The 21,996-nt window shown below is 72.4% G+C and carries 15 protein-coding genes and 2 pseudogenes; 1 reads left to right on the top strand and 16 read right to left on the bottom strand.

Features of this window, described 5'->3' with window-relative positions:
- Nucleotides 1-31 precede the first annotated feature (31 nt).
- The 10 genes from ACIQ7D_RS24105 to ACIQ7D_RS24060 all read right to left on the bottom strand — a co-directional run bounded on the left by ACIQ7D_RS24105 (nt 32) and on the right by ACIQ7D_RS24060 (nt 16,336).
- Nucleotides 32-1,576, bottom strand: a complete 1,545-nt coding sequence (locus tag ACIQ7D_RS24105; RefSeq protein WP_403940720.1) for an alpha/beta hydrolase — start codon at nt 1,574-1,576, stop codon at nt 32-34.
- 106 nt (nt 1,577-1,682) lie between these two features.
- On the bottom strand, nt 1,683-2,888 hold the full coding sequence (locus ACIQ7D_RS24100; RefSeq protein WP_403940718.1) for a DNA polymerase III subunit delta': 1,206 nt from the start codon (nt 2,886-2,888) through the stop codon (nt 1,683-1,685).
- 164 nt (nt 2,889-3,052) lie between these two features.
- Entirely contained in the window at nt 3,053-6,388 is a 3,336-nt protein-coding gene (tmk, locus tag ACIQ7D_RS24095) for a dTMP kinase (protein ID WP_403940716.1), read from the bottom strand.
- A gap of 197 nt (nt 6,389-6,585) precedes the next feature.
- Nucleotides 6,586-9,447 (bottom strand): type I DNA topoisomerase, encoded by a 2,862-nt coding sequence (gene topA / locus ACIQ7D_RS24090; protein WP_403940714.1) that lies wholly within the window; start codon nt 9,445-9,447, stop codon nt 6,586-6,588.
- A 433-nt stretch (nt 9,448-9,880) separates the two neighbouring features.
- Nucleotides 9,881-10,078 (bottom strand): hypothetical protein, encoded by a 198-nt coding sequence (locus ACIQ7D_RS24085; protein ID WP_403940712.1) that lies wholly within the window; start codon nt 10,076-10,078, stop codon nt 9,881-9,883.
- Between the two features lie 161 nt (nt 10,079-10,239).
- Nucleotides 10,240-11,742, bottom strand: a complete 1,503-nt coding sequence (locus ACIQ7D_RS24080; RefSeq protein WP_403940710.1) for a methyltransferase — start codon at nt 11,740-11,742, stop codon at nt 10,240-10,242.
- 141 nt (nt 11,743-11,883) lie between these two features.
- Entirely contained in the window at nt 11,884-12,477 is a 594-nt protein-coding gene (locus tag ACIQ7D_RS24075) for a small secreted protein (protein WP_403940708.1), read from the bottom strand.
- 308 nt (nt 12,478-12,785) lie between these two features.
- Nucleotides 12,786-15,197, bottom strand: coding sequence for a sodium-translocating pyrophosphatase (locus ACIQ7D_RS24070; protein ID WP_403940706.1), 2,412 nt, complete (start codon nt 15,195-15,197; stop codon nt 12,786-12,788).
- Between the two features lie 235 nt (nt 15,198-15,432).
- Nucleotides 15,433-15,879, bottom strand: coding sequence for an ATP-binding protein (locus ACIQ7D_RS24065; protein ID WP_403940704.1), 447 nt, complete (start codon nt 15,877-15,879; stop codon nt 15,433-15,435).
- Nucleotides 15,880-15,982: 103 nt separating this feature from the next.
- Nucleotides 15,983-16,336 (bottom strand): STAS domain-containing protein, encoded by a 354-nt coding sequence (locus tag ACIQ7D_RS24060; protein ID WP_003967428.1) that lies wholly within the window; start codon nt 16,334-16,336, stop codon nt 15,983-15,985.
- Nucleotides 16,337-16,415: 79 nt separating this feature from the next.
- On the opposite strand from ACIQ7D_RS24060, the gene ACIQ7D_RS24055 reads away from it, so the two are divergent.
- Complete coding sequence (locus ACIQ7D_RS24055; protein ID WP_403940703.1) at nt 16,416-18,983, top strand: DEAD/DEAH box helicase; 2,568 nt, start codon at nt 16,416-16,418, stop codon at nt 18,981-18,983.
- A gap of 40 nt (nt 18,984-19,023) precedes the next feature.
- Here the strand turns inward: ACIQ7D_RS24055 and ACIQ7D_RS24050 are convergent.
- The 6 genes and pseudogenes from ACIQ7D_RS24050 to ACIQ7D_RS24025 form a co-directional block, all read right to left on the bottom strand.
- Nucleotides 19,024-19,230 (bottom strand): annotated as a pseudogene (locus ACIQ7D_RS24050) (Rv3654c family TadE-like protein); the annotation flags it as partial.
- A 59-nt stretch (nt 19,231-19,289) separates the two neighbouring features.
- The gene (locus tag ACIQ7D_RS24045) at nt 19,290-19,730 is read right to left on the bottom strand and encodes a TadE family type IV pilus minor pilin (RefSeq protein ID WP_403940701.1); all 441 of its coding nucleotides are present in this window, start codon (nt 19,728-19,730) and stop codon (nt 19,290-19,292) included.
- The gene (locus ACIQ7D_RS24040; protein WP_403940699.1) at nt 19,717-19,947 is read right to left on the bottom strand and encodes a DUF4244 domain-containing protein; all 231 of its coding nucleotides are present in this window, start codon (nt 19,945-19,947) and stop codon (nt 19,717-19,719) included. Before ACIQ7D_RS24040 ends, ACIQ7D_RS24045 begins: the two co-directional genes overlap by 14 nt.
- Nucleotides 19,948-20,001: 54 nt before the next feature.
- Complete coding sequence (locus ACIQ7D_RS24035; protein ID WP_403940698.1) at nt 20,002-20,778, bottom strand: type II secretion system F family protein; 777 nt, start codon at nt 20,776-20,778, stop codon at nt 20,002-20,004.
- Entirely contained in the window at nt 20,775-21,656 is an 882-nt protein-coding gene (locus tag ACIQ7D_RS24030) for a type II secretion system F family protein (protein ID WP_403940696.1), read from the bottom strand. Before ACIQ7D_RS24030 ends, ACIQ7D_RS24035 begins: the two co-directional genes overlap by 4 nt.
- A gap of 8 nt (nt 21,657-21,664) precedes the next feature.
- Nucleotides 21,665-21,973: pseudogene (locus tag ACIQ7D_RS24025) on the bottom strand (ATPase, T2SS/T4P/T4SS family); the annotation flags it as partial.
- Nucleotides 21,974-21,996 lie beyond the last annotated feature (23 nt).

Here is a 21,996-nt window from a genome sequence, read left to right as displayed (position 1 = left end):
GGTGTGGAGGGGTTCTCGCAGGTCAGTGCGGTCAGGAGCACTTCTTGCCCCGGGTGGGGGGTGTGCCCTCCAGGAGGTAGGTGTTGATCGCCGTGTCGATGCAGTCGCTGCCGCGGCCGTACGCCGTGTGACCGTCACCGTTGTAGGTGAGGAGCGTGCCGGAGGAGAGCTGGTCCGCGAGGGAGCGGGCCCATGTGTAGGGGGTGGCCGGGTCGCGGGTGGTGCCGACCACGACGATCGGGGCCGCGCCCTTCGCCTCGATGCGGTGGGGGGCGCCGGTGGCCTTGACCGGCCAGTATGTGCAGTTCAGTGCGGCCCAGGCGAGGCCTTTGCCGAAGACCGGGGAGGCCTGTTCGAAGGAGGGGAGCGCCTTGGTGACCTCGTCGGGGCCGGTGAAGGAGGGCGGGAGGTCCAGGCAGTTCACGGCGGAGTTGGCGAACATCAGATTGGCGTACGTGCCGTCGCTCTCGCGTTCGTAGTACGAGTCGGCGAGGGCCAGCAGTGCCGCTCCGTCGCCGCCCATCGCGCCGGCCAGGGCCTCGCGGAGCTGGGGCCAGGCGGACTCGTCGTACATCGCGGCGATCACGCCGGTCGTGGCGAGGGACTCGGTCAGCTCGCGGTCTCCGCCCGTCGGGACGGGCCGGGCGTCCACCTTCGCGAAGAAGGCCTTCATACGGTTCGAGGCATCGGCCGCGGACTTCTGGCCGAGTGGGCAGTCCGCCTGCTTCACGCAGTCCTCGGCGAAGGAGCGGAAGGCCGTCTCGAAGCCGGCCGTCTGGTCGCGGTTCAGCTCGCGGGCCGGGAGCGAGGGGTCCATCGCGCCGTCGAGAACGAGGCGGCCGGTGCGCTTCGGGAAGAGTTCGGCGTAGGTCGCGCCGAGGAAGGTGCCGTACGAGGCGCCGACGTACGACAGTTTCCTGTCACCCAGGACCGCGCGGAAGATGTCCATGTCACGGGCTGCCTCGACCGTGGAGACATGCGGGAGGACCGTCCCCGAGCGCTTCTCGCAGCCTTGGGCGAACTTCTTGAACGACTCGGTCAGCTTCCTGACCTCCGCCTGGTCGTCGGGGGTCTGATCGACCTGCGCGTACGCGTCCATCTCCTTGCCGCTGAGGCATTCGACGGGCTCGCTGCGGGCCACCCCGCGCGGATCGACGGCCACCATGTCGTACCGGGCGCGGACCGGGGCCGGGTAGCCGATGCCCGCGTACGCCTGGAGGTAGCCGACGGCCGAGCCGCCGGGGCCGCCCGGGTTGACCATGAGGGAGCCGAGGCGCTTGCCCGGCCCCGTGGCCTTCTTGCGGGCGACCGCCAGCTCGATTTCCGGGCCGCCCGGCTTCGCGTAGTCGAGTGGGGCCTTCATCGTGGCGCACTGGAAGTCGGGGACACCGCAGTCGCGCCACTTGAGCTTCTGCTCGTAGTACTTCTTCAGCGCGGCCGGATCGGATACCGAGCCCGAGGCCGAGTCCGACGCGGATGCTTCCGACGGCGAGCCGCCGGAGCTGCAGCCGGAGATCAGCAGACCGGCAGCGGCGAGCGCGGTGGCGGAGATGCGGAGCAGGCGCCTGGTGTCCATCCAGGGATGCTAGCCGCCCGGCCCCGCCAGAGGTCAGGCCACACACGTAGGGGTGAATACCGGCCCGTACGGGTGATCTTCCGACTGTACGGGCGAATCACCCGGGTCAGCCCGTTCTGAGCGACACGGCCATCGCCTCCACCGCGAGCAGCGGCGCCACGTTCCGGTCCAGGGCCTGGCGGCAGGCCACGATCGCCTCGATACGGCGCAGGGTCCGCTCCGGGGTGGAGGCGCGGGCGATCCGTTCCAGCGCGTCCCGCACGTCGGCGTTGGCCAGCGCGACCCGTGATCTCATCTGGAGGGCGAGCACATCGCGGTAGAAGCCGGTCAGGTCGGTGAGGGCCAGATCGAGGCTGTCGCGCTGCGTACGGGTGGACCGGCGCTTCTGGCGGTCGGCCAGCTCCTTCATCACCCCGGCCGTTCCCCGGGGCATCCTGCCGCCCGCCGCGGCGCCGAGGGCGGCCTTCATCTCGTCGGTCTCCTTGACGTCGACCTCCTCGGCGACCTGCTTGGCGTCCTCGGTGGCGGCGTCGATCAGCTCCTGCGCCGCCTTGAGACATCCGCCGATGTCGTCCACGCGCAGGGGCATCTTGAGGACGGTGGCCCGGCGGGCCCGGGCGCGCGGGTCGGTGGCCAGCCGGCGGGCCCGCCCGATGTGGCCCTGGGTGGCGCGCGCCGCCGCGTGGGCGGCGTCCGGCTCGATACCGTCGCGCCGGATCAGGACGTCGGCGACGGCGGCCACGGGCGGGGTACGCAGAACGAGGTGGCGGCAGCGGGAGCGGATCGTGGGCAGGACGTCCTCCAGGGAGGGCGCGCAGAGCAGCCAGACCGTGCGGGGCGCCGGCTCCTCCACGCCCTTCAGCAGGACGTTGCCCGCGCCTTCGGTGAGGCGGTCGGCGTCCTCCAGCACATTGACCTGCCAGCGTCCGCCGGCCGGCGAGAGCTGGGCTCGGCGGACCAGTTCGCGGGTCTCCTTGACGCCGATGGAGAGCAGGTCCGTACGGATGACGTCCACGTCGGCGTGCGTACCGATCAGGCTCGTGTGGCAGCCGTCACAGAACCCGCACCCCGGCTCGCCGCCGAGGGCGCGGTCCGGACTGGTGCACTGAAGGGCCGCGGCGAAGGCGCGGGCCGCCGTGGACCGGCCCGACCCCGGCGGCCCAGTGAACAGCCAGGCGTGCGTCATCTTCGACGCCTCGGGCGGGGTGCCGCCCCCGGCCTCGGCCGTGACCAGCGCGTCGGCGTCCCGGGCGGCGGCGGCCAGTGTCTCGTGGACGCGGTCCTGCCCGACCAGCTCGTCCCATACGGTCATGCGCTGTCACCCCCTTCTCGCTGCGCGGCCCCTGGCCCGCGGCTCCGTACCCTGTGCCGGCTCCGTACCGTGTGCCGCCCCTGCGGGACGGACGCGCTCGGAATCCATTGTGGGGCCGGGGTCTGACAATCCGGCCCCACACGGTCCTCCGGCCGTCGCCGGGTCTAACGGCGCCGCTTACCGTCGGTGTCGTCGCCGTCGTCGTCCCGCCCGCCGAGCAGTTCGTCCGCCAGGGTCGGCAGATCGTCCAGCGGCGTCTCCTCCGCCCAGTCCGAGCGGCGGCGCGGGCGCTCCGGCGGGCGCTGGAGGCGGGCCTCAGGCGCGGCGTCCGGGTCGATCACCGGCAGCTCCCTCGTGCGCTCATTCTCCCGCTCCCCGGACGCCGGGGCATCGTCGCGGAAGAAGCCCCGCGGCACCCGGTCCGCCGGGTCGCTGTCGCGCGTCGGCGCCGCGTCGCCGTTGCGTACGGGCGGCAGGACGGCAGTCTCGTCGGCCGCGCGCGCGTCGCGCGAGGTCCCGTTCCGCCCGTCGCGCCCGGCCCCGCGCGGCTCGTCGCGCACCGGCGGCAGCACGGCCGTCTCGTCGGCCGCGCCGGTCCTGTCCTGTCCTGCGTCCGGCCGGTCGCCCCCGGGCCGCCGGGTGTCCGGGCGTACCGCCGGGACCTCCTGCGTCACGTCCTCCGGGGTGATGTCCGGCTTCCTGAGGTTCGGCTTGACCACCGGAGTCGGCACCGTGACCTCGTTCGGCGAGACCTCTGCCGAGGCCGCTGCCGCCGCCGCCTCCTCCGCGCGCCGACGCGCCTCCTCGGCCCTGAGCAGCGCCTCCTCCGCCTTGCGCTGCTTCTCCAGGCGCCGCTCCTCCGCCTCGGCGCGGAGCCTGGTCTCCTCCTGCGCCTGCCGCCTGAGACGCGCCTGCTCCGCCTCGTAGGCCCGCTCCTCGGCCTCGCGCCGCTTGCGCTCCTCCTCGGCGACCCGGCGCTCCTCCTCGGCGCGCGCCCTGGCCTCCTCCGCCAGGCGCTCCTCCTCGCGTCGGCGCGCCTCCTCCAGCTCGCGGCGCTTGCGCTCCTCCTCCTCGGCACGGAGCTTGGCGAGCTGCGCCTGGCGCTCACGCTCCAGCCGCTCCTCCTCCGCCTTGCGCGCGGCCTCTTCCTCGGCCTTGCGGCGGGCCTCCTCGATGGCCGCCTTCCGCGCCTCCTCCCGGGCCTTGATCTCGGCCTCGGAGAGCGGCAGAAGCTGGTCGAGCCGGTGCCGTACGACCGTGGTGACCGCCTCGGGCTCCTGGCTCGCGTCCACGACGAGATAACGCGTCGGGTCGGCGGCGGCCAGGGTGAGGAAGCCGGACCGTACCCGCTGGTGAAACTCGGCGGGCTCGGACTCCAGCCGGTCCGGTGCCTCCGTGAAGCGCTCGCGCGCAGCCTCCGGGGAGACGTCGAGCAGCACCGTGAGATGCGGTACGAGGCCGCCCGTCGCCCAGCGCGAGATCCGGGCGATCTCGGTCGGGGAGAGATCGCGGCCCGCTCCCTGGTAGGCCACGGACGAGTCGATGTAGCGGTCGGAGATGACGATCGCGCCACGCTCCAGGGCGGGGCGGACCACCGAGTCGACGTGCTCGGCGCGGTCCGCCGCGTACAGCAGCGTCTCCGCGCGGTGGGAGAGTCCGGCGCTGGACACGTCGAGCAGGATCGACCGGAGCCGCTTGCCGACCGGGGTCGCGCCCGGCTCGCGCGTGACCACCACTTCGTGGCCCTTGGCGCGGATCCAGTTGGCCAGCGCCTCGACCTGGGTGGACTTCCCGGCGCCGTCCCCGCCCTCCACGGCGAGGAAGAAGCCGGTCCCGACCGGGGTTTGTACGGGGTCGGCTCCGCCGCGCAGCGCGTCGCGGATGTCACGCCGGAGCGGCACGCCGGACCGGTCGTCCGTCTTGGCCAGCACGACCGCCGCGACGGGCAGCAGCAGCGCGCCGACGAGCATCAGGGTGAAGGCGGCGCCGTCGTGCGCGAAGACGAAGGTGCCGCTGGCGAGGCGGTGCGGGCCGATGGCCGCGGCGACGAGGGGGGCGACGACCACGCCGAGTGCGACAAAGACCCCGACTACAGCTTGCAGGTGTTCGGTGACTCGCTGTCGACGATACTCCTCGATCTCCACATCGATAAGGGCGTGGCCGGTATACGCCACGACTCCCGCTGTGAAGCCGGTGAACAGCGCGAGGAACAGCACCGTCGCCGTGTCCGGTACGAGACCCATGGCGAGCAGCGCGACACCGGTGACGGCGATGCCCAGCGCGAACGTACGGCGCCGGGACAGGGCGGGGAGCACCTTCGCGCCGCCGCGGATGCCCAGCGCCGTACCGCCGGCCAGTCCGAGGACCAGCAGGGCGAAGGCGACGGGCCCGCCGCCGAGGTCCTTGGCCTGGAGGACGGAGACCGCCACGGCCGCCGCGACGGCTCCGGCGATCGCGCCGCAGGCGAGGACGAGCAGCGGCACCGCGCCCGTACGGCCCTTGTCGCCGCCTCCGGAACCGGAGCCGCCGGGGCGGCGCAGTCCTTCGAGCGGCGAGCGCGGCCGGGGCGTCGGCCCGTCTGGCAGTTCCAGGAAGTACAACGCGGAGACGGACGCCGAGAACAGCCCGGCCGCGACGTACGAGCCGAGCGCCGCCTGATGCAGCGAGAACCACCCGATGCCCGTGCCCAGCAGATTGCCGAGCAGCGTGGCGACGAGCAGGACCGCCGCGGCGGCGGGGACGGACAGGAACGTCGTACGGAGCGAGAGCCGGCGCAGCGCGTCGAGGTGGTCGGGCAGCGGGCGTACGGCGGCGCCCTCCGGCGGCGGGGGCGGCAGCAGCGACGGGGCGGCGCTCTCCTTGGCCACCGTCCAGAAGCGCTCGGCCACGCCCACCACGAAGATGGTGCTGAGAAGGATCGGAAGGGCGCGGTCGGGGGTCCAGTCGAGCCAGAGCGGCGCGACGATCAGCAGACCGAGGCGGAGGACGTCCGCGACGATCATCGTCCAGCGGCGGTCCAGCGGCCCGCCGTCCCGTTCGGGCTTGGCCGGCTTGGCGGGCTCAGCGGGCTGCGCGGCGGTGTCGCCGGACTCGCCCCCGCCGGACTCCGCGGCCACGGGTTTCGCGACCGCCCTCGGCTTCCCGGCGGCTCCGGGGGCGCCCGTACGGGGTGCGACCAGCGCCGTCAGCGGTCCCAGCAGCACGGCGCCGAACAGCAGCGTGGCCAGGATCCGGGCGCCGAACACGGCGGCGACGGCGAACGCCGCGCCCCGGTATCCCGTACCGAACGAGCCCTCGGCGATCGCCGCTTGCAACGACAGCAGCAGAAGCACGAGAACGGCGAGTACGTCGCCGATCCCGCCGACGAACTGGGCACCCCACAACCGCCGCAGCGGAGGGAGGCGCAACAGAGATCGAACGGCGCGCTCTCGTGAGTCTGCGGCAAGTGCGTCGGAGTCGGAGGAGGGGCTCACGACCGTTGGCTGCTCGGCTCGCGTCATCCGCCCAGCCTATCCGGCCCCACCGACAACCCTGGAGCCCCGTCCGAACAAATGACCATGTGGCCGCCCGCGCCGGGCCCCCGGGGCGCGCCCGGCCGGTTCGCCCCGCCCCCGCTGCCCCGCTCCCTCGGCTTCTCAGCGTAGGCACCGCTTCTCCGCGTAAGCACCGCTCAGCGGCGCCTACGCGCGTACCGCGGCTACGCGTCCGTCCTCGTCGACCCAGGGGTCGCGGCCGACGCCTTCTTGGCAGCCGTCTTCTTCGCCGCGGTCGCCGTGCCCGTTACGGCCGCCTTCTTGGCCGTCGTCTTCTTCGCGGCGGCCTTCTTCGCCGTCGTCGCCTTCTTGGCCGGCGCCTTCTTGGCGGGGGCCTTCTTCGCCGCCTTCTTGGCGGTCTTCTTGGCCGGGGTCTTCGCGCGCTTCTCCGCGAGCAGTTCGTACCCGCGCTCCGCGGTGATCGACTCGACGCTGTCGTCCGTCCGCAGGGTCGCGTTCGTCTCGCCGTCCGTGACGTACGGGCCGAACCGCCCGTCCTTCACGACCACAGGACGCTCGCTCACCGGGTCCGTGCCCAGCTCCTTGAGCGGCGGCTTGGCCGCGGCCCGGCCCCGCTGCTTGGGCTGGGCGTAGATCGCCAGCGCCTCTTCGAGGGTGATGTCGAAGAGCTGGTCCTCGCTGGTCAGCGACCGCGAGTCGGTGCCCTTCTTCAGATACGGGCCGTACCGACCGTTCTGCGCGGTGATCTCGACACCCTCGGCGTCGGTCCCGACCACCCGCGGCAGCGACATCAGCTTGAGCGCGTCGTCGATGGTGACCGTGTCGAGCGACATGGACTTGAAGAGCGAGGCCGTACGGGGCTTCACCGCGTTCTTGCCGGTCTTCGGCGTGCCGTCGGGCAGGATCTCGGTGACGTACGGGCCGTAGCGGCCGTCCTTCGCCACGATCTGGTTCCCGGTGACCGGGTCGGCGCCCAGCTCGAAATCGCCGCTCGGCTTGGCCAGCAGCTCCTCCGCGTACGCGACGGTCAGTTCGTCCGGGGCCATCTCCTCGGGCACGTCGGCGCGCTGGTGGCCCTCCGCGTCCTTCTCGCCGCGCTCCACGTAAGGCCCGTACCGTCCGACACGCAGCATGATGCCGTCGCCGACGGGGAACGAGGAGATCTCCTTGGCGTCGATCGCGCCGAGGTCGGTGACGAGCTCCTTGAGGCCGCCGAGGTGGTCCCCGTCGCCGTTGCCCGCGCTGGAGGCCGCGCCCGCGTTGTCGTCGCCCTCGCCGAAATAGAAGCGCCTGAGCCACGGCACGGCCTGGGCCTCGCCCTGGGCGATGCGGTCGAGGTCGTCCTCCATCTTGGCCGTGAAGTCGTAGTCGACCAGCCGGCCGAAGTGCGTCTCCAGCAGGTTGACGACGGCGAAGGACAAGAAGGACGGCACCAGGGCCGTGCCCTTCTTGAAGACATAACCGCGGTCGAGGATGGTGCCGATGATGGAGGCGTACGTCGAGGGACGGCCGATCTCGCGCTCTTCCAGCTCCTTGACCAGCGAGGCCTCGGTGTAGCGGGCCGGCGGCTTGGTGGCGTGTCCGTCGACCGACATCTCCTCGGCGGAGAGCGCGTCGCCCTCGGCGACCTGCGGCAGCCTGCGCTCGCGGTCGTCCAGCTCCGCGTTCGGGTCGTCCGCGCCCTCGACGTACGCCTTCATGAAGCCGTGGAAGGTGATCGTCTTGCCGGAGGCGGAGAATTCCGCGTCCCGGCCGTCGCTCGATGTCCCGCCGATCCGGACGGTGACGCTGTTGCCGACCGCGTCCTTCATCTGGGAGGCGACGGTCCGCTTCCAGATCAGCTCGTACAGCCGGAACTGGTCGCCGCTCAGCCCGGTCTCCGCCGGGGTACGGAAACGATCGCCCGAAGGACGGATCGCCTCGTGTGCCTCCTGGGCGTTCTTGACCTTCCCGGCGTACGTACGCGGCTTGTCCGGCAGATAGCCCGCCCCGTACAACTGCGTGACCTGGGCACGCGCCGCCGAGATCGCGGTGTCGGAGAGTGTGGTGGAGTCCGTACGCATGTAGGTGATGAAGCCGTTCTCGTACAGCTTCTGCGCGACCTGCATCGTGGACTTCGCCCCGAAGCCGAGCTTGCGCGAGGCCTCCTGCTGGAGCGTCGTGGTGCGGAAGGGCGCGTACGGGGAGCGGCGGTACGGCTTGGACTCGACCGAGCGCACGGAGAAGGACGAGTCCGTCAGCGCGGCGGCCAGCGCCCGCGCGTTCGCCTCGTCGAGGTGCAGCACCTGGTCGGACTTGAGCCGGCCGTCCGGGCCGAAGTCACGGCCCTGGGCGACGCGCCGGCCGTCGACCGAGTTCAGCCGGGCGACCAGGGAGGACGGGTCGGAAGGGTCGCCGGGGCGGCCGGTGGAGAACGTGCCGGTCAGGTCCCAGTACTCGGCGGAGCGGAAGGCGATGCGCTCGCGCTCGCGCTCGACGACGAGCCGGGTGGCGACGGACTGGACGCGGCCAGCGGAGAGGCCGCGCATGACCTTCTTCCACAGGACCGGCGAGACCTCGTAGCCGTACAGCCGGTCGAGGATACGGCGGGTCTCCTGGGCGTTGACCATGCGCGTGTTCAGCTCACGCGGGTTGGCGACGGCGGCCCGGATCGCGTCCTTGGTGATCTCGTGGAAGACCATCCGGTGGACGGGGACCTTGGGCTTGAGAACCTCCTGGAGGTGCCACGCGATGGCTTCGCCCTCGCGGTCCTCATCGGTGGCGAGGTAGAGCTCGTCGGATTCGGCCAGCAGCTCCTTGAGCTTTCTGACCTGCGCCTTCTTGTCGGCGTTGACGACGTAGATGGGCTGGAAGTCATGCTCGACGTCCACACCGAGGCGGCGTACCTCGCCGGTGTACTTCTCGGGCACCTCGGCGGCGCCGTTCGGGAGGTCGCGGATGTGCCCGACGCTCGCCTCGACGACATAGTCAGGGCCGAGGTAGCCCTTGATCGTCTTCGCCTTGGCAGGCGACTCGACGATGACGAGTCGGCGGCCGCCGTGTGCGGTCTCGCTGGTCGGGGACAACTTCGCTCTTCTCTCCGGTCGACGCTGGGTGGGCCCGTACGGCAGTACGGCAGCACGGCACAGCGGGGCGCGGGACCGCCCAGCGATGACGCTGCTTCGCTGCGGAGTGTGACGGTACAACCCGCCCCCGTGTCAAACGGCGAAAGACCGCAACGGCCACTCGAACGGTAACCCGACTCCAGCCATTCCTGCCGCCCGGACCCCCACGCCCGCCGCGTCGGACCCGGCCGGCGGTGGATGCAACGGGGCGCCTGAGGAGGGTCGGGCAGGGGGGCCTCGTGAGGCGACCGACGTGCGGCCCGACCGGGCCCCGGCGCAGGTCCGGCCCAGGTCCGGCGCGCTTCAGCGGCAGGTCCGAGGCGGTGGCGGCGCGGCGCGGCGGGCCGGGACGATCATGGCCTGGCGGTTGTCCCGGAGCTGTGGAGCGCTTGGATCAGATACGACCGAAGCACCACACGCCGAGAGCGAGAAAGACCACGCCCGAGAGTGTGGCGAGCGTGATGGACGCCGCAGGCCGGACGCCGTGGGCCACCGGCTCCCGGTGCAGGACGCGAGCCCCCGTCCACACCAGCAGCCCTGCCCCGAACACCGCGAACACCACTCCCGCGAAGATCGCCGGCTCGCTCTCCATGCCCGCCCCCGTCCCTCCGTGGCGCCCGTTCCGGGGCGCCGGGAATCTCCTGGAGGCGGATGCTGGCAGCCCGGGACATACCCGGCGCGAATTCCGGGTGAACGCGGCACGTCCCGGTCGGCCGGGCGGCACCCGGGAGGGCTTGGCTCACCCGGGAGGGCTCATCCCCGCGAGGCCGGTTCCAGGAATCCCTCCTCCACGAGCAGCCGGATCGACTGCGGGGTCCGGTCGCGGAGCAGGACCGGGTCCTCCCCCATGAGCTGGGCGATCGCGTCCAGGATCCGCCCGGCGCTCAGGGATCCGTCGCAGACCCCCGCGAACCCGGCGCCGACCGTGTCGACCTTGGTGGCCCGGCGCATCCCCCGGTTCTGCCGGAGCACCACATGCTCGGGGTCCTCGGCGCCCGGCAGCCCGACCTGTTCCTGGACGACCTCGGCCGCGAGGACGAAGTGGTCGGCGAGCAGCGCGGCGTCGTCCCTGGCCCGCAGATAGTCCTGCCGCTCGAAGTGGGCCCGTACGCTCTCGCCGAGCGGCTGCTCCACCGAGTGCGGCCACTCCTCCACGACGATCGACGGCTGCGCGGCGCCCGACTTCCTGAGCGAGATCCAGCCGAAACCGACGCCCTTCGTCCCACGGGCCTCGAACTCGTCCAGCCAGGCGTCGTAGCGGGCCGCGTACGCCTGCGGATCACTGCGGTGGTCGCCGCTGTCGCGCAGCCACAGCTCGGCGTACTGCGTGACGTCCTGGACCTCGCGCTGCACGATCCAGGCGTCGCAGCCGCGCGGCACCCACGACCGCAGCCGCTCCTGCCACTCCTCCCCCTCCACGTGCTGCCAGTTGGCGAGGAACTGCGCGTATCCCCCCTCGTTCAGCCGCTCCCCCGCCTGCTGAACGAGCGTGCGGCACAGATCGTCCCCGCCCATCCCGCCGTCCCGGTAGGTCAGCCGGGCGCCGGGGGAGATCACGAACGGCGGGTTGGAGACGATCAGGTCGTACGTCTCGTCCCCGACCGGTTCGAAGAGCGAGCCCTCGCGCAGCTCGGCGGCGGGCGCGCCGGAGAGCGCCAGCGTCAGCCGGGTGAAGCCGAGCGCCCGGGGGTTGAGATCGGTGGCGGTGACGCGGGTGGCGTGCTGCGCGGCGTGCAGCGCCTGGATGCCGGAGCCCGTGCCCACGTCGAGCGCACTGCCCACGGGCGTACGGACCGTGAGCCCGGCCAGGGTCGTCGAGGCGCCGCCGACACCGAGCACCACGCCCTCGTCATGGCCGCTCGCCCCGGAGGCGCCGCCGACGGAGCAGCCCAGGTCGGAGACGATGAACCAGTCCTGCCCCTCGGGTCCGCCGTAAGGCCGTACGTCCACGGCGGCGGTGATCAGGGCGCCGTCCCGAACGACCCAGCCGTCGGTCAGCGCGTCGCCCAGCGGAAGGGCTGCTTCCGCGCGCTCCCGGGGAACGGGCCGCTGGAGCAGGAAGAGCCGGACGAGCGTTTCGAGCGGCGTGTCGCCACGGGTGGCGCGCAGGGCGGGAACAGTCTCGCCGCGGGCCAGGGCGGCGTAGGCGGGGGCGCCGAGCCGCTCCAGGAGGCCGTCGGCGGTGAAGTCGGCGGCGAGCAGGGCCGCACGGAGTCGGGGCGAGTGGTCGGGCGAGGGAAGGCTGGTCGTACTCACCTGCCCATTGTGGCGTCTCCCACTGACAACGGCCCGCGGCCCGGCCCCTGGACGCGTGGGTCCTCCGGGCCGGGCCGCGTGTACCGCGTTCGAGAGCGCGCGCCGCGGCCCGTGGGCCGCGGGCGGACTCCGCCGCGCCGGTCAGGACTGGCTGCCCGCCGTCGTGGGAGAGGCGGACGCGCCGCCGGCCGTGGGCTTCTGGCAGCCGGGCTGCTTCGCCATCGCCTTGCCGACATCGCCGGACTGGAGCTTCTGGAGCGCCTGGTCGCCGCTCTTGCTGAGGGTGGCCAGTTCGTCCGCGACGCCCTTGAGGCCGTCGGCGAACTTCGCCTGGTCCTTGGTGTCCAGCTCGTCGACCTTCGTCTTGAGGCCGCCGTAGGACGCCGCGGTGGCGTTGAGCTCCTTGACGGCCTCCTGCTGGGTCTTCTCGCCGTCGGTGACGGGCGGGGCGCCCGCGCTGTTCACGGCGGCACCCAGCGACTTGTACGCCTGGGAGATGGACTGGAAGGCGGCGGAGTCCGTCGACTGGACGTCGGCGGGCTTGCTGCTGTCGGAGGTCGCCTGCTGGATGGACGTGTTGGCGTCCGCGATCTTCTTCAGCTGTGGCTGGACCTGGTCGCAGACCTTCTTGGCCCAGTCGTTCACCTTGCTGTCGTTGTCGTCGCCACTGCAACCGGACAGCGCCATGAGCAGTACCGCACCGCCGGACAGCGCGGCCACAAGCTTCTTGTTCACCGGATGGGTCCCTTCCAAGGCTCTCGGCCCCGGAACATACACGCCGTCGGGGCGGCAGCCATGCGCCGAACGTCCGGTACGTAGGCTATTGCAGCCATTTGCACCAAGGGAGAGACACCTCACGCGTACGGCCCGTTCCGGGACGGCGCGGGCCCCGGTCCGTACCCGGACTCGTCGGGCCGGGTACGGACGGCGCGTCAATCCGCGCCGTCCGTACGTTTCTTGACCGGCTCCGACCAGCTAGAGAACGAGAAGTGAGGGGAATCGGTCGTTCGATGAGCGGTGGGCGATCGGTGGATGACCGGCTGTCATGAGGCCACCACCGGATCGGGCGACTTCTCGCTGCCGCCGCCGCTGCCCTCCCCGCCGCCCCCGCCCGCGTCGTCCACGGCGACCGAGCGCCGCTTGGAGACGTAGACCGCGCCCACGATGACGACCAGGGCGAGCACCGCGACCAGCGTGCGGATCCCCGCGCTGGCGTCGTCGCCGTAACTGAACTGCACGACCGCCGGGGCGATCAGCAGCGCGACCAGGTTCATCACCTTGAGCAGCGGGTTGATGGCGGGCCCCGCCGTGTCCTTGAACGGATCGCCGACGGTGTCGCCGATGACCGTCGCGGCGTGCGCGTCGCTGCCCTTGCCGCCGTGGCGCCCGTCCTCGACCAGCTTCTTCGCGTTGTCCCAGGCACCGCCGGAGTTGGCGAGGAAGACGGCCATCAGGGTGCCGGTGCCGATCGCGCCCGCCAGGAACGATCCGAGCGCCCCGACCCCGAGCGAGAAGCCCACGGCGATCGGGGTGAGCACCGCGAGCAGCCCCGGCGTGGCCAGCTCGCGCAGCGCGTCCTTGGTGCAGATGTCGACGACGCGCCCGTACTCGGGCTTCTCCGTGTAGTCCATGATCCCGGGGTGCTCGCGGAACTGCCGCCGCACCTCGTAGACCACCGAGCCGGCGGACCGGGACACCGCGTTGATCGCCAGCCCGGAGAAGAGGAAGACGACCGCGGCGCCGAGGATCAGCCCGACCAGGTTGTTGGGCTGGGAGATGTCCAGGCTGAGCGTGAGTTCGCCCGCTCTGGCCCCGACGTCCGCGACGGCCGTCGCGATGGCGTCCCGGTACGAGCCGAAGAGCGCCGCGGCGGCGAGTACGGCCGTGGCGATGGCGATGCCCTTCGTGATCGCCTTGGTGGTGTTCCCCACGGCGTCGAGGTCGGTGAGCACCTGGGCGCCCGCGCCCGTCACGTCCCCGGACATCTCGGCGATGCCCTGGGCGTTGTCGGAGACCGGCCCGAAGGTGTCCATGGCGACGATGACGCCGACGGTGGTGAGCAGCCCGGTGCCGGCCAGGGCCACCGCGAAGAGGGCGAGCATGATCGACGTACCGCCGAGCAGGAAGGCCCCGTACACCGCTAGACCGATCAGCAGCGCCGTGTAGACGGCGGACTCCAGGCCGATGGCGATGCCCGCGAGGACGACCGTGGCAGGGCCGGTCAGGGCGGATTTGCCGATGTCCTTGACCGGGCGCCGGGAGGTCTCGGTGAAGTAGCCGGTGAGCTGCTGGATCAGGGCCGCGAGGACGATACCGATGGCGACCGCGACCAGGGCCAGGACCCTCGGGTCGCCGCCGTGCGTGAGGATCGACCGGTCGTCGACGCCGTCCAGTCCCGCGTACGAGGACGGCAGGTAGACAAAGGCCGCCACGGCCACGAGGGCGAGCGAGATCGCCGCGGAGATGAAGAAGCCGCGGTTGATGGCGCTCATGCCGCTGCGGTCGGCACGGCGCGGGGCGACCGCGAAGATGCCGATCATCGCGGTCACCACGCCGATCGCGGGGACGATCAGCGGGAAGGCGAGGCCGAAGTCCCCGAACGCCGCCTTGCCGAGGATCAGCGCGGCGACCAGTGTCACGGCGTACGACTCGAAGAGGTCGGCGGCCATGCCCGCGCAGTCGCCGACGTTGTCGCCCACGTTGTCGGCGATCGTGGCGGCGTTGCGCGGATCGTCCTCGGGGATGCCCTGCTCGACCTTGCCGACCAGGTCGGCGCCGACATCGGCGGCCTTGGTGAAGATGCCGCCGCCGACCCTCATGAACATGGCGATCAGCGCGGCGCCGAGGCCGAAGCCCTCCAGGACCTTGGGGGCGTCGGCCGCGTAGACGAGGACCACGCACGAGGCACCGAGCAGGCCGAGGCCCACCGTGAACATGCCGACCACGCCGCCCGTACGGAATGCGATCTTCATGGCTTTGTGCGAGACGGCTGTCAGATCCTTTTCCGGTTCGCCCTCCGCCGGTGTCGCCTCGCGCGCCGCCGCGGCCACCCGCACATTACTGCGTACGGCGAGACGCATGCCGATGTAACCGGTGGCCGCCGAGAATCCCGCACCCACCAGGAAGAACAGCGAACGTCCCGCACGCTGCGACCAGTTGTCGGCCGGCAACACCAGGAGCAGAAAGAAAACCACTACGGCGAAAACGCCGAGGGTGCGCAACTGCCTGGCCAGATAGGCATTTGCGCCTTCCTGTACAGCGGCCGCGATCTCCTTCATGGAATCGGTGCCCTCACCGGCCGCCAGGACCTGACGCACCAGTACTTGAGCGACGAACAGAGCGGCCAGCGCGACGACCGCGATGACGATCACGATCAGCCGATTGCCGTCCGTGAGTATCGCGACCGCGAGAGAAGTGGGGTGCTCGGACAGTTGTGGTTGGAAGTGTCCCGCCATTCGTCCTCCTTGACGCTCAGCGTTCAAGATGGACGGATTGTAGGGAGCGGAACCTGATCAAAACAGGGCGCGCCACAGCGTAATTGACCTTGACATAAGGAATCACCCGGGAAACGAGTAATGGGATAAAAGCGTTTACGAAGCCCGGGAAAATAGGAAAGACCCTGCTCAGCAGGGCCTTTCCCGGGTCGGCCGGAAGGGGTCGGCCGACGGAATGATCAGGACATGAGAATGGTCAGGACGTCGAGACGGGTGGCGTCGTGGGCCAGCTCATCCGGATGACGCCGCCGTCGTCCCCGGATGTCACCTCGACGTCGTCGACGAGGCCGCTGATGACCGCGAGGCCCATCTCGTCCTCGCCCTCGGCGTCACCCTCGTAGTCGCCCGAGGAAGCGCCCGCCTCCGAGGCCCCGGCACCGGGGCTGCCCGTACCGGACACGCCGTCGCCGACCTCGATGGAGAAAGCCTTCTCCTCCTCGGTGAGCACGACGCGCACCGGTTCGGTGATGCCATGACTGCGGTGCAGCCCGACCGCACGGCTGCATGCCTCGCCGACAGCGAGTCTGACCTCGTCCAACACAGCTTCGTCGACGCCCGCCCGGCGAGCCACGGCGGCCGCCACCAGACGGGCCGTCCTGACATGTTCGGGCTGCGCGCTGAAGCGGAGTTCAACGGTGGCCATGCGATCCCCCTCGAACGTACGGGCGTGCGAAACTCACGGGCGCGGGCATCCGGGCGCGATGCCCGGTGCCTCTGCCCACTCCTCCGGAAAGCGGCGTCCGACCTCAGTCGGTGGCCGCCACGGCCTCGTCGACCGTGGTGTGGATGGGGAACACCTTGGTCAGACCGGTGATCCGGAAGATCTTGAGAATGCGCTCCTGGTTGCAGACCAGACGCAGCGAGCCCTCATGGGCGCGCACACGCTTCAGTCCACCCACGAGCACGCCGAGACCGGTCGAGTCCAGGAAGTCCACGCCCTCCATGTCGACAACCAGGTGGTAGCTGCCGTCGTTCACCAACTCGACCAACTGCTCGCGCAGCTTGGGCGCGGTATACACATCAATCTCGCCACCGACCTCGACGACCGTACGGTCGCCACCAGGGCCGGACACATTGCGAGTCGACAGGGACAGGTCCACGGATCCTCCAGCACCTTGCTATCGAGCGGTCGCCCCTCGGGTCTCCCCGACGGAGCCAGGGGACGTATCGCCAGCCGCGATGGCATTCAATCACTTACCAGCAGTCATGCACGACGCCTTGGGCTCATTGTCCGTCATGCCAGTGACACACTCGATGCCGATGGCCAGGAAACATCACCCCAGTGGACCCCCGCAGACCGGGGGCGAACGCCCCTCTCCCGGTACGGTCCTCGACCGGCTCGCCGCAGGGGCGGGCCGTGCTGCGCGCATCACCCATACGGAGCACCTGCCCCCACGTGCGGGCCGTCATGCCGTCTGGCCCGATCGCATCCGCGGGGAAGTGATCAACGCCATTCAGCGGGCCGGCATCGACCATCCGTGGACGCATCAGGCCCAGGCCGCCGAGCACGCTCTGGACGGCGAGTCCGTCGTGATCGCCACCGGCACGGCCTCCGGCAAGTCACTCGCCTACCTCGCCCCCGTGCTGACCGCGCTCCTCGACGGCTCCGAAGCGCCCAACGGCCGGGGCACCACGGCGCTCTACCTCGCCCCGACGAAGGCCCTCGCCGCCGACCAGCGGCGCGCCGTGAAGGCCCTCGCCGCCCCGCTCGGCAACGCCGTACGCCCCGCCGTCTACGACGGCGACACCCCCGTGGAAGAGCGCGAATGGGTCCGGCAGTACGCCAACTACGTGCTGACCAATCCGGACATGCTGCACCGGGGCATCCTCCCGTCCCACCCCCGCTGGGCCTCCTTCCTGCGCTCGCTGCGCTATGTCGTCATCGACGAGTGCCACACCTACCGCGGCGTCTTCGGCTCCCACGTGGCCCAGGTGCTGCGCCGGCTGCGCCGCGTCTGCGCCCGCTACGGCGCGAACCCGGTCTTCCTGCTCGCCTCGGCCACCGCGGCCGACCCCGCCCAGGCCGCGGGGCGGCTCACCGGTCTGCCCGTGCGCGAGGTCGCCGACGACGCCTCGCCCCGGGGCGAGGTGGTCTTCGCCCTCTGGGAGCCCCCGCTCACGGAGCTCCACGGCGAGCGGGGCGCGCCCGTACGCCGGACCGCCACCGCCGAGACCGCCGACCTCCTCACCGATCTGACCCTCCAGGGTGTCCGTACGGTCGCCTTCGTACGCTCCCGGCGCGGCGCCGAACTGATCTCCGTCATCGCCCAGGAGCGCCTCGCCGAGGTGGACCGCTCGCTGGCCCGCCGGGTCGCCGCCTACCGGGGCGGCTACCTCCCGGAGGAGCGCCGTGCGCTGGAGAACGCCCTGCACTCCGGCGAACTGCTCGGCCTCGCCGCCACCACCGCCCTGGAGCTGGGCATCGACGTCTCCGGCCTGGACGCCGTCGTGATCTCCGGCTACCCCGGCACCCGTGCCTCGCTCTGGCAGCAGGCGGGCCGGGCGGGAAGAGCCGGACAGGGCGCGCTGGCCGTTCTCGTCGCCCGCGACGACCCGCTGGACACGTACCTGGTCCACCACCCCGAGGCGCTGTTCCGGCAGCCCGTGGAGTCCACCGTGCTCGATCCGGACAATCCATACGTCCTCGCCCCCCATCTGTGCGCCGCCGCCGCCGAACTCCCCCTCACCGAGGACGACCTGACGCTCTTCGGCCCCGCCGCGCCCGCCCTGCTGCCGCAACTGGAGTCCGCGGGGCTGCTGCGCCGGCGCACCTCGGGCTGGTACTGGACCCGCCGCGAGCGGGCCGCCGATCTCGCCGACATCCGGGGCGAGGGCGGCCGCCCCGTCCAGATCGTCGAGGCGTCGACCGGGCGGCTGCTCGGCACGGTCGACGAAGCGGCCAGCCACACCGCCGTCCACGACGGCGCCGTCCACCTCCATCAGGGCCGCACCTACCTGGTGAAACAGCTCGACCTCGCGGAGTCGGTCGCCCTGGTCGAGGAGGCCAACCCGCCGTACTCCACCACCGCCCGCGACACCACCGCCATCTCCGTCCTCGAAACCGACACCGAGATCCCCTGGGGAACCGGACGTCTGTGCTACGGCTCCGTCGAGGTCACCAACCAGGTCGTCTCCTTCCTACGCCGCCGGCTCATCACCGGGGAAGTCCTCGGCGAGAGCAAGCTCGATCTGCCCCCACGGACCCTGCGCACCCGTGCCGTGTGGTGGACGGTCACCGAGGACCAGCTCGACGCGGCCCGGGTCAACCCCGAGCAGCTCGGCGGCGCACTGCACGCCGCCGAACACGCCTCCATCGGCATGCTGCCGCTCTTCGCCACGTGCGACCGCCGGGACATCGGCGGCGTCTCCGTACCGCTGCACCCGGACACTCTTCTGCCGACAGTCTTCGTGTACGACGGCCATCCCGGCGGCGCCGGATTCGCCGAGCGCGCCTTCCGCACGGCCCGCGCCTGGCTCGGCGCCACGCGTGAGGCCATCGCCTCCTGCGAGTGCGAGGCGGGCTGCCCGTCCTGCATCCAGTCGCCCAAGTGCGGCAACGGCAACGACCCGCTGCACAAGCGGGGCGCCGTACGGCTGCTGTCCGAACTGCTCAGGGCGGCACCGGCGGATCCCGCGGATCCGGATACGGCGGAACAGGACGGCCCGACGGATCCTGGTACGGCGCCTCCGGCGGGGGAAGCGGATCCGGCGGGTACGCCGATAGGGGCGGACCGGCCCGCGCCCTGACCGTGGGCGTGTACGGACCCAAGTGCGCCGCGGCCGTCACCTCCGCGATCTCCCCGCTCAGCACGCACCGGACCACTCGCGCACCCTGCGCCGCCGCCAGGTCCGCCGCCTCGCGGCAGGCGAGAGCCGGCCCGCTCGGCGCGCGGTCGGCCGCGGCGAGGGCCGCCAGGTCCGCGGCGGCCCCGGCACGGTGGCGTGCGACGACCGCCTGGCCCAGGGCGAGCACGGCGGCGAAGACCACACACATCGTCGTCGCCGCCATGGCCGTCCACACCGTCGCAGAACCCCGGTCCCGGCTCACGGGGCTCATGGAGCCGCCTCCACCGGTCCCGGGCCTCCTGGGGCCGCTCCAGGGCCGTCCTGGGCGTCCTCCGCCGATGCGACGGCCTCGGAAGCGAGCGTCAGGGCCAGTGCGCCCGGTCCTGGCGTCGGCGCCTCCACCCGAACCCGCCACAGATCGCCGGTACGGCCCAGGGTGACCCGGGCGCCCTTTGGCGCCGCCGACCGGGCGGCGGCCAGCGCCACGGTCCGGGGCTCGGACCTGGCCGCCGCCCGCGCCCCCGCCCTGGCCGCGTCCACACACTGGATCTGCGCGGCGGCCGCCGTCAGCCCCCAGACCAGCGACAGGGCGAGGACCACCAGCGCGGGCACCGCCACGGCCGCCTCCGCCGTCACCGAACCCCGGTCCGCCGCTCCCACCCGGAAGCGGCGCCCCAGAGCCGCACGGATCGGCTCAGAACTGCGCATCGAGCGCCCTGCCGATCAGCCCCTGCAACGCGCCCGAGACGGACCCGCTCGTGACCACCCGGTAGAGCACCGCCGCGAAGGCGCAGGCGGCGATCGTGCCCACCGCGTACTCGGACGTGGTCATCCCCCTGTCGGCCCGCGCCCCCCGCGCCCTCCGCAGCCAGGTCCGGCGCGGCCTGTCCACTCGCCGGGTCCATCGTGTCCGCACATGCCACATATCGCTCTCCCCGTGTTCCCTGTGAGAAATTGCCGAAAACGTTGACGGAAAAGATCAGTTGCCGCTCAGCAGACCGCTCGCCAGGCCGATGACCACCGGGGCCACCCCCACCGCCAGGAAGGCGGGCAGGAAGCACAGCCCCACCGGCGCGGTGATGAGCACCTGGGCACGCTGGCCCCGGGCCACCGCGTCCCGGGACCGGGCCGCCCGGAAGCCGTCGGCGAGCCGGGACACCGGTTCCGCGGCCGGCGCCCCGGTGGCGCCCGCCCGCTCCAGGCAGCGGGCCAGCCCGGCGGCGCCCGGTATCGCGCCGAACCGCCCCCACGCCTGGGCCGGTTCACCACCGAGCCGGATCTCGGCCGCCGTATGCGCCAGGCGCTCCCCGACGGGGCCGCCCAGGGACTCACCGACGGCCTCCGCGGCCTCGCGCGGTCCGGCTCCGGCGGCGACGCAGGCGGCCAGCAGATCGGCCGCGAGCGGAAGCTGTCCCGCGATCGCGTCGGCCTGGGAGCGGTCGGTCGGCCGGTGCGTACGCAGCCATCTCCGGATCGCGTACGCCCCTGCCAGCCCGACCGCCGCTCCCGTCATGCCGCCGAGCAGGGCCCAGCCGATGACCATCACGCCGAGCGGCGGACCCCAGCGCCCGGCCCGTTCCGCCGGCCACGCACGCGCCGGTGAAGGCGGCTGTCCGCCTCCGACGCCCAGAAGCGCCGTGAGCCGCCCGCGCACCCGCCGCTCGCGCCGCCCGGCCGATACGGCGAAGGCCAGACACCCGACGGCGGCCAGCACCGGGACAACCGTCCACAGCCCGCGTACGAAGGCGGCGCTCATGTCCCCTCCCCGGTCCGTACGATCCGCGCCGCCCACCACAGCCCGGCCGCCTCCAGCAGGCCGCCCACCGCCAGACAGCCCAGACCAGCAGGGGTGTGCAGCAGTACACGCAGGGGGTCCGCGCCCAGCGCCCAGCCCATCGCCAGCCCCACGACGGGCAGCAGCGCGAGCACCACGACCGTCGACCAAGCGCCCGCCAACTGCGCGCGCAACGCCTCCCGCTGGTCCCTCTCCGCCCGGAGGGCCGCCTCCAGCCGGTCCAGCCCGGCAGCCAGTCCCGCGCCGCCGTCCACGGCCACCCGCCAGCACGCGGCGAGCCCCACCAGGCCCTCGGCCCCCGGCTCGCCCGCCGCGCGCCGCAACGCGTCCGGTACATCTCCACCGAACCGCGCCGCGGCCAGCACGGCAGGCTCGGCGCCGCCCAGACCACCGGTGGAGGCCGCCGCCGCCAGCAAGGCCGGTACGGGCTGGAGTCCCGCCCGCAGTTCGCCCGCGGCCGCGCCGCAGAGCGCCACGATCCCGTCGGCCCGCCGCTCCCGCTCCTTCCGCTCCTCGACGGCCCGCAGCCGTCGCCCCACCAGCGGCACCGCCAGCGCGCCTCCGAGCAGCGGCAGCACCGACCCGCCCAGCAGGGCGAGCAACGCCGCCGGAGGCACGCACAGCCACTCCCGGGGCAGCCCGCGCGTCCGCCCCCTGACCCTGGGCAGCAGACGCTCCCATGGCGGCTCCCCGGGCACCGTCCTCCGGGCCGCGCCGACGGGCGCGAGCAGCGCCCGGGCCCTGCGCAGCCCCCTCTCCTGATGGACCGCCAGCCGGACGGCGGCCACCGCGCCCGGCACCGCCGCACACATGAGGGCCGTCGTGGACACCGCTCTCATGGACGCCGTCACAGCGCACCCCCCAGCAGCGTCCGCAGCCGCGGCCAGCCCCGCTCGTACGCGAAGCCGTCAACACCCCAGCGCAGCGCGGGCACCGGCACCACGAGCCCGGCGGCGTCCCGCTCCAGCACATGCGTCTCGGCGAGTCTCCGGCGCCCGTCACGGTCCCGTACGAGATGGATCACGACGGACAGCGCGGCCGCCAACTGGCTGTGCAGCGCCGCCCGGTCCAGCCCCGCCGTCGTCCCGAGGGCTTCAAGGCGCGCGGGTACGTCCGCCGCCGTATTGGCGTGCACCGTGCCGCAGCCGCCCGCGTGTCTGCCCTAACCGTTCACAGCGG

The sequence above is a fragment of the Streptomyces sp. NPDC096310 genome, from assembly GCF_044763125.1.
In the GTDB taxonomy this organism is placed as follows: domain Bacteria; phylum Actinomycetota; class Actinomycetes; order Streptomycetales; family Streptomycetaceae; genus Streptomyces.
This window is presented reverse-complemented; position numbering and strand designations above follow the sequence as displayed.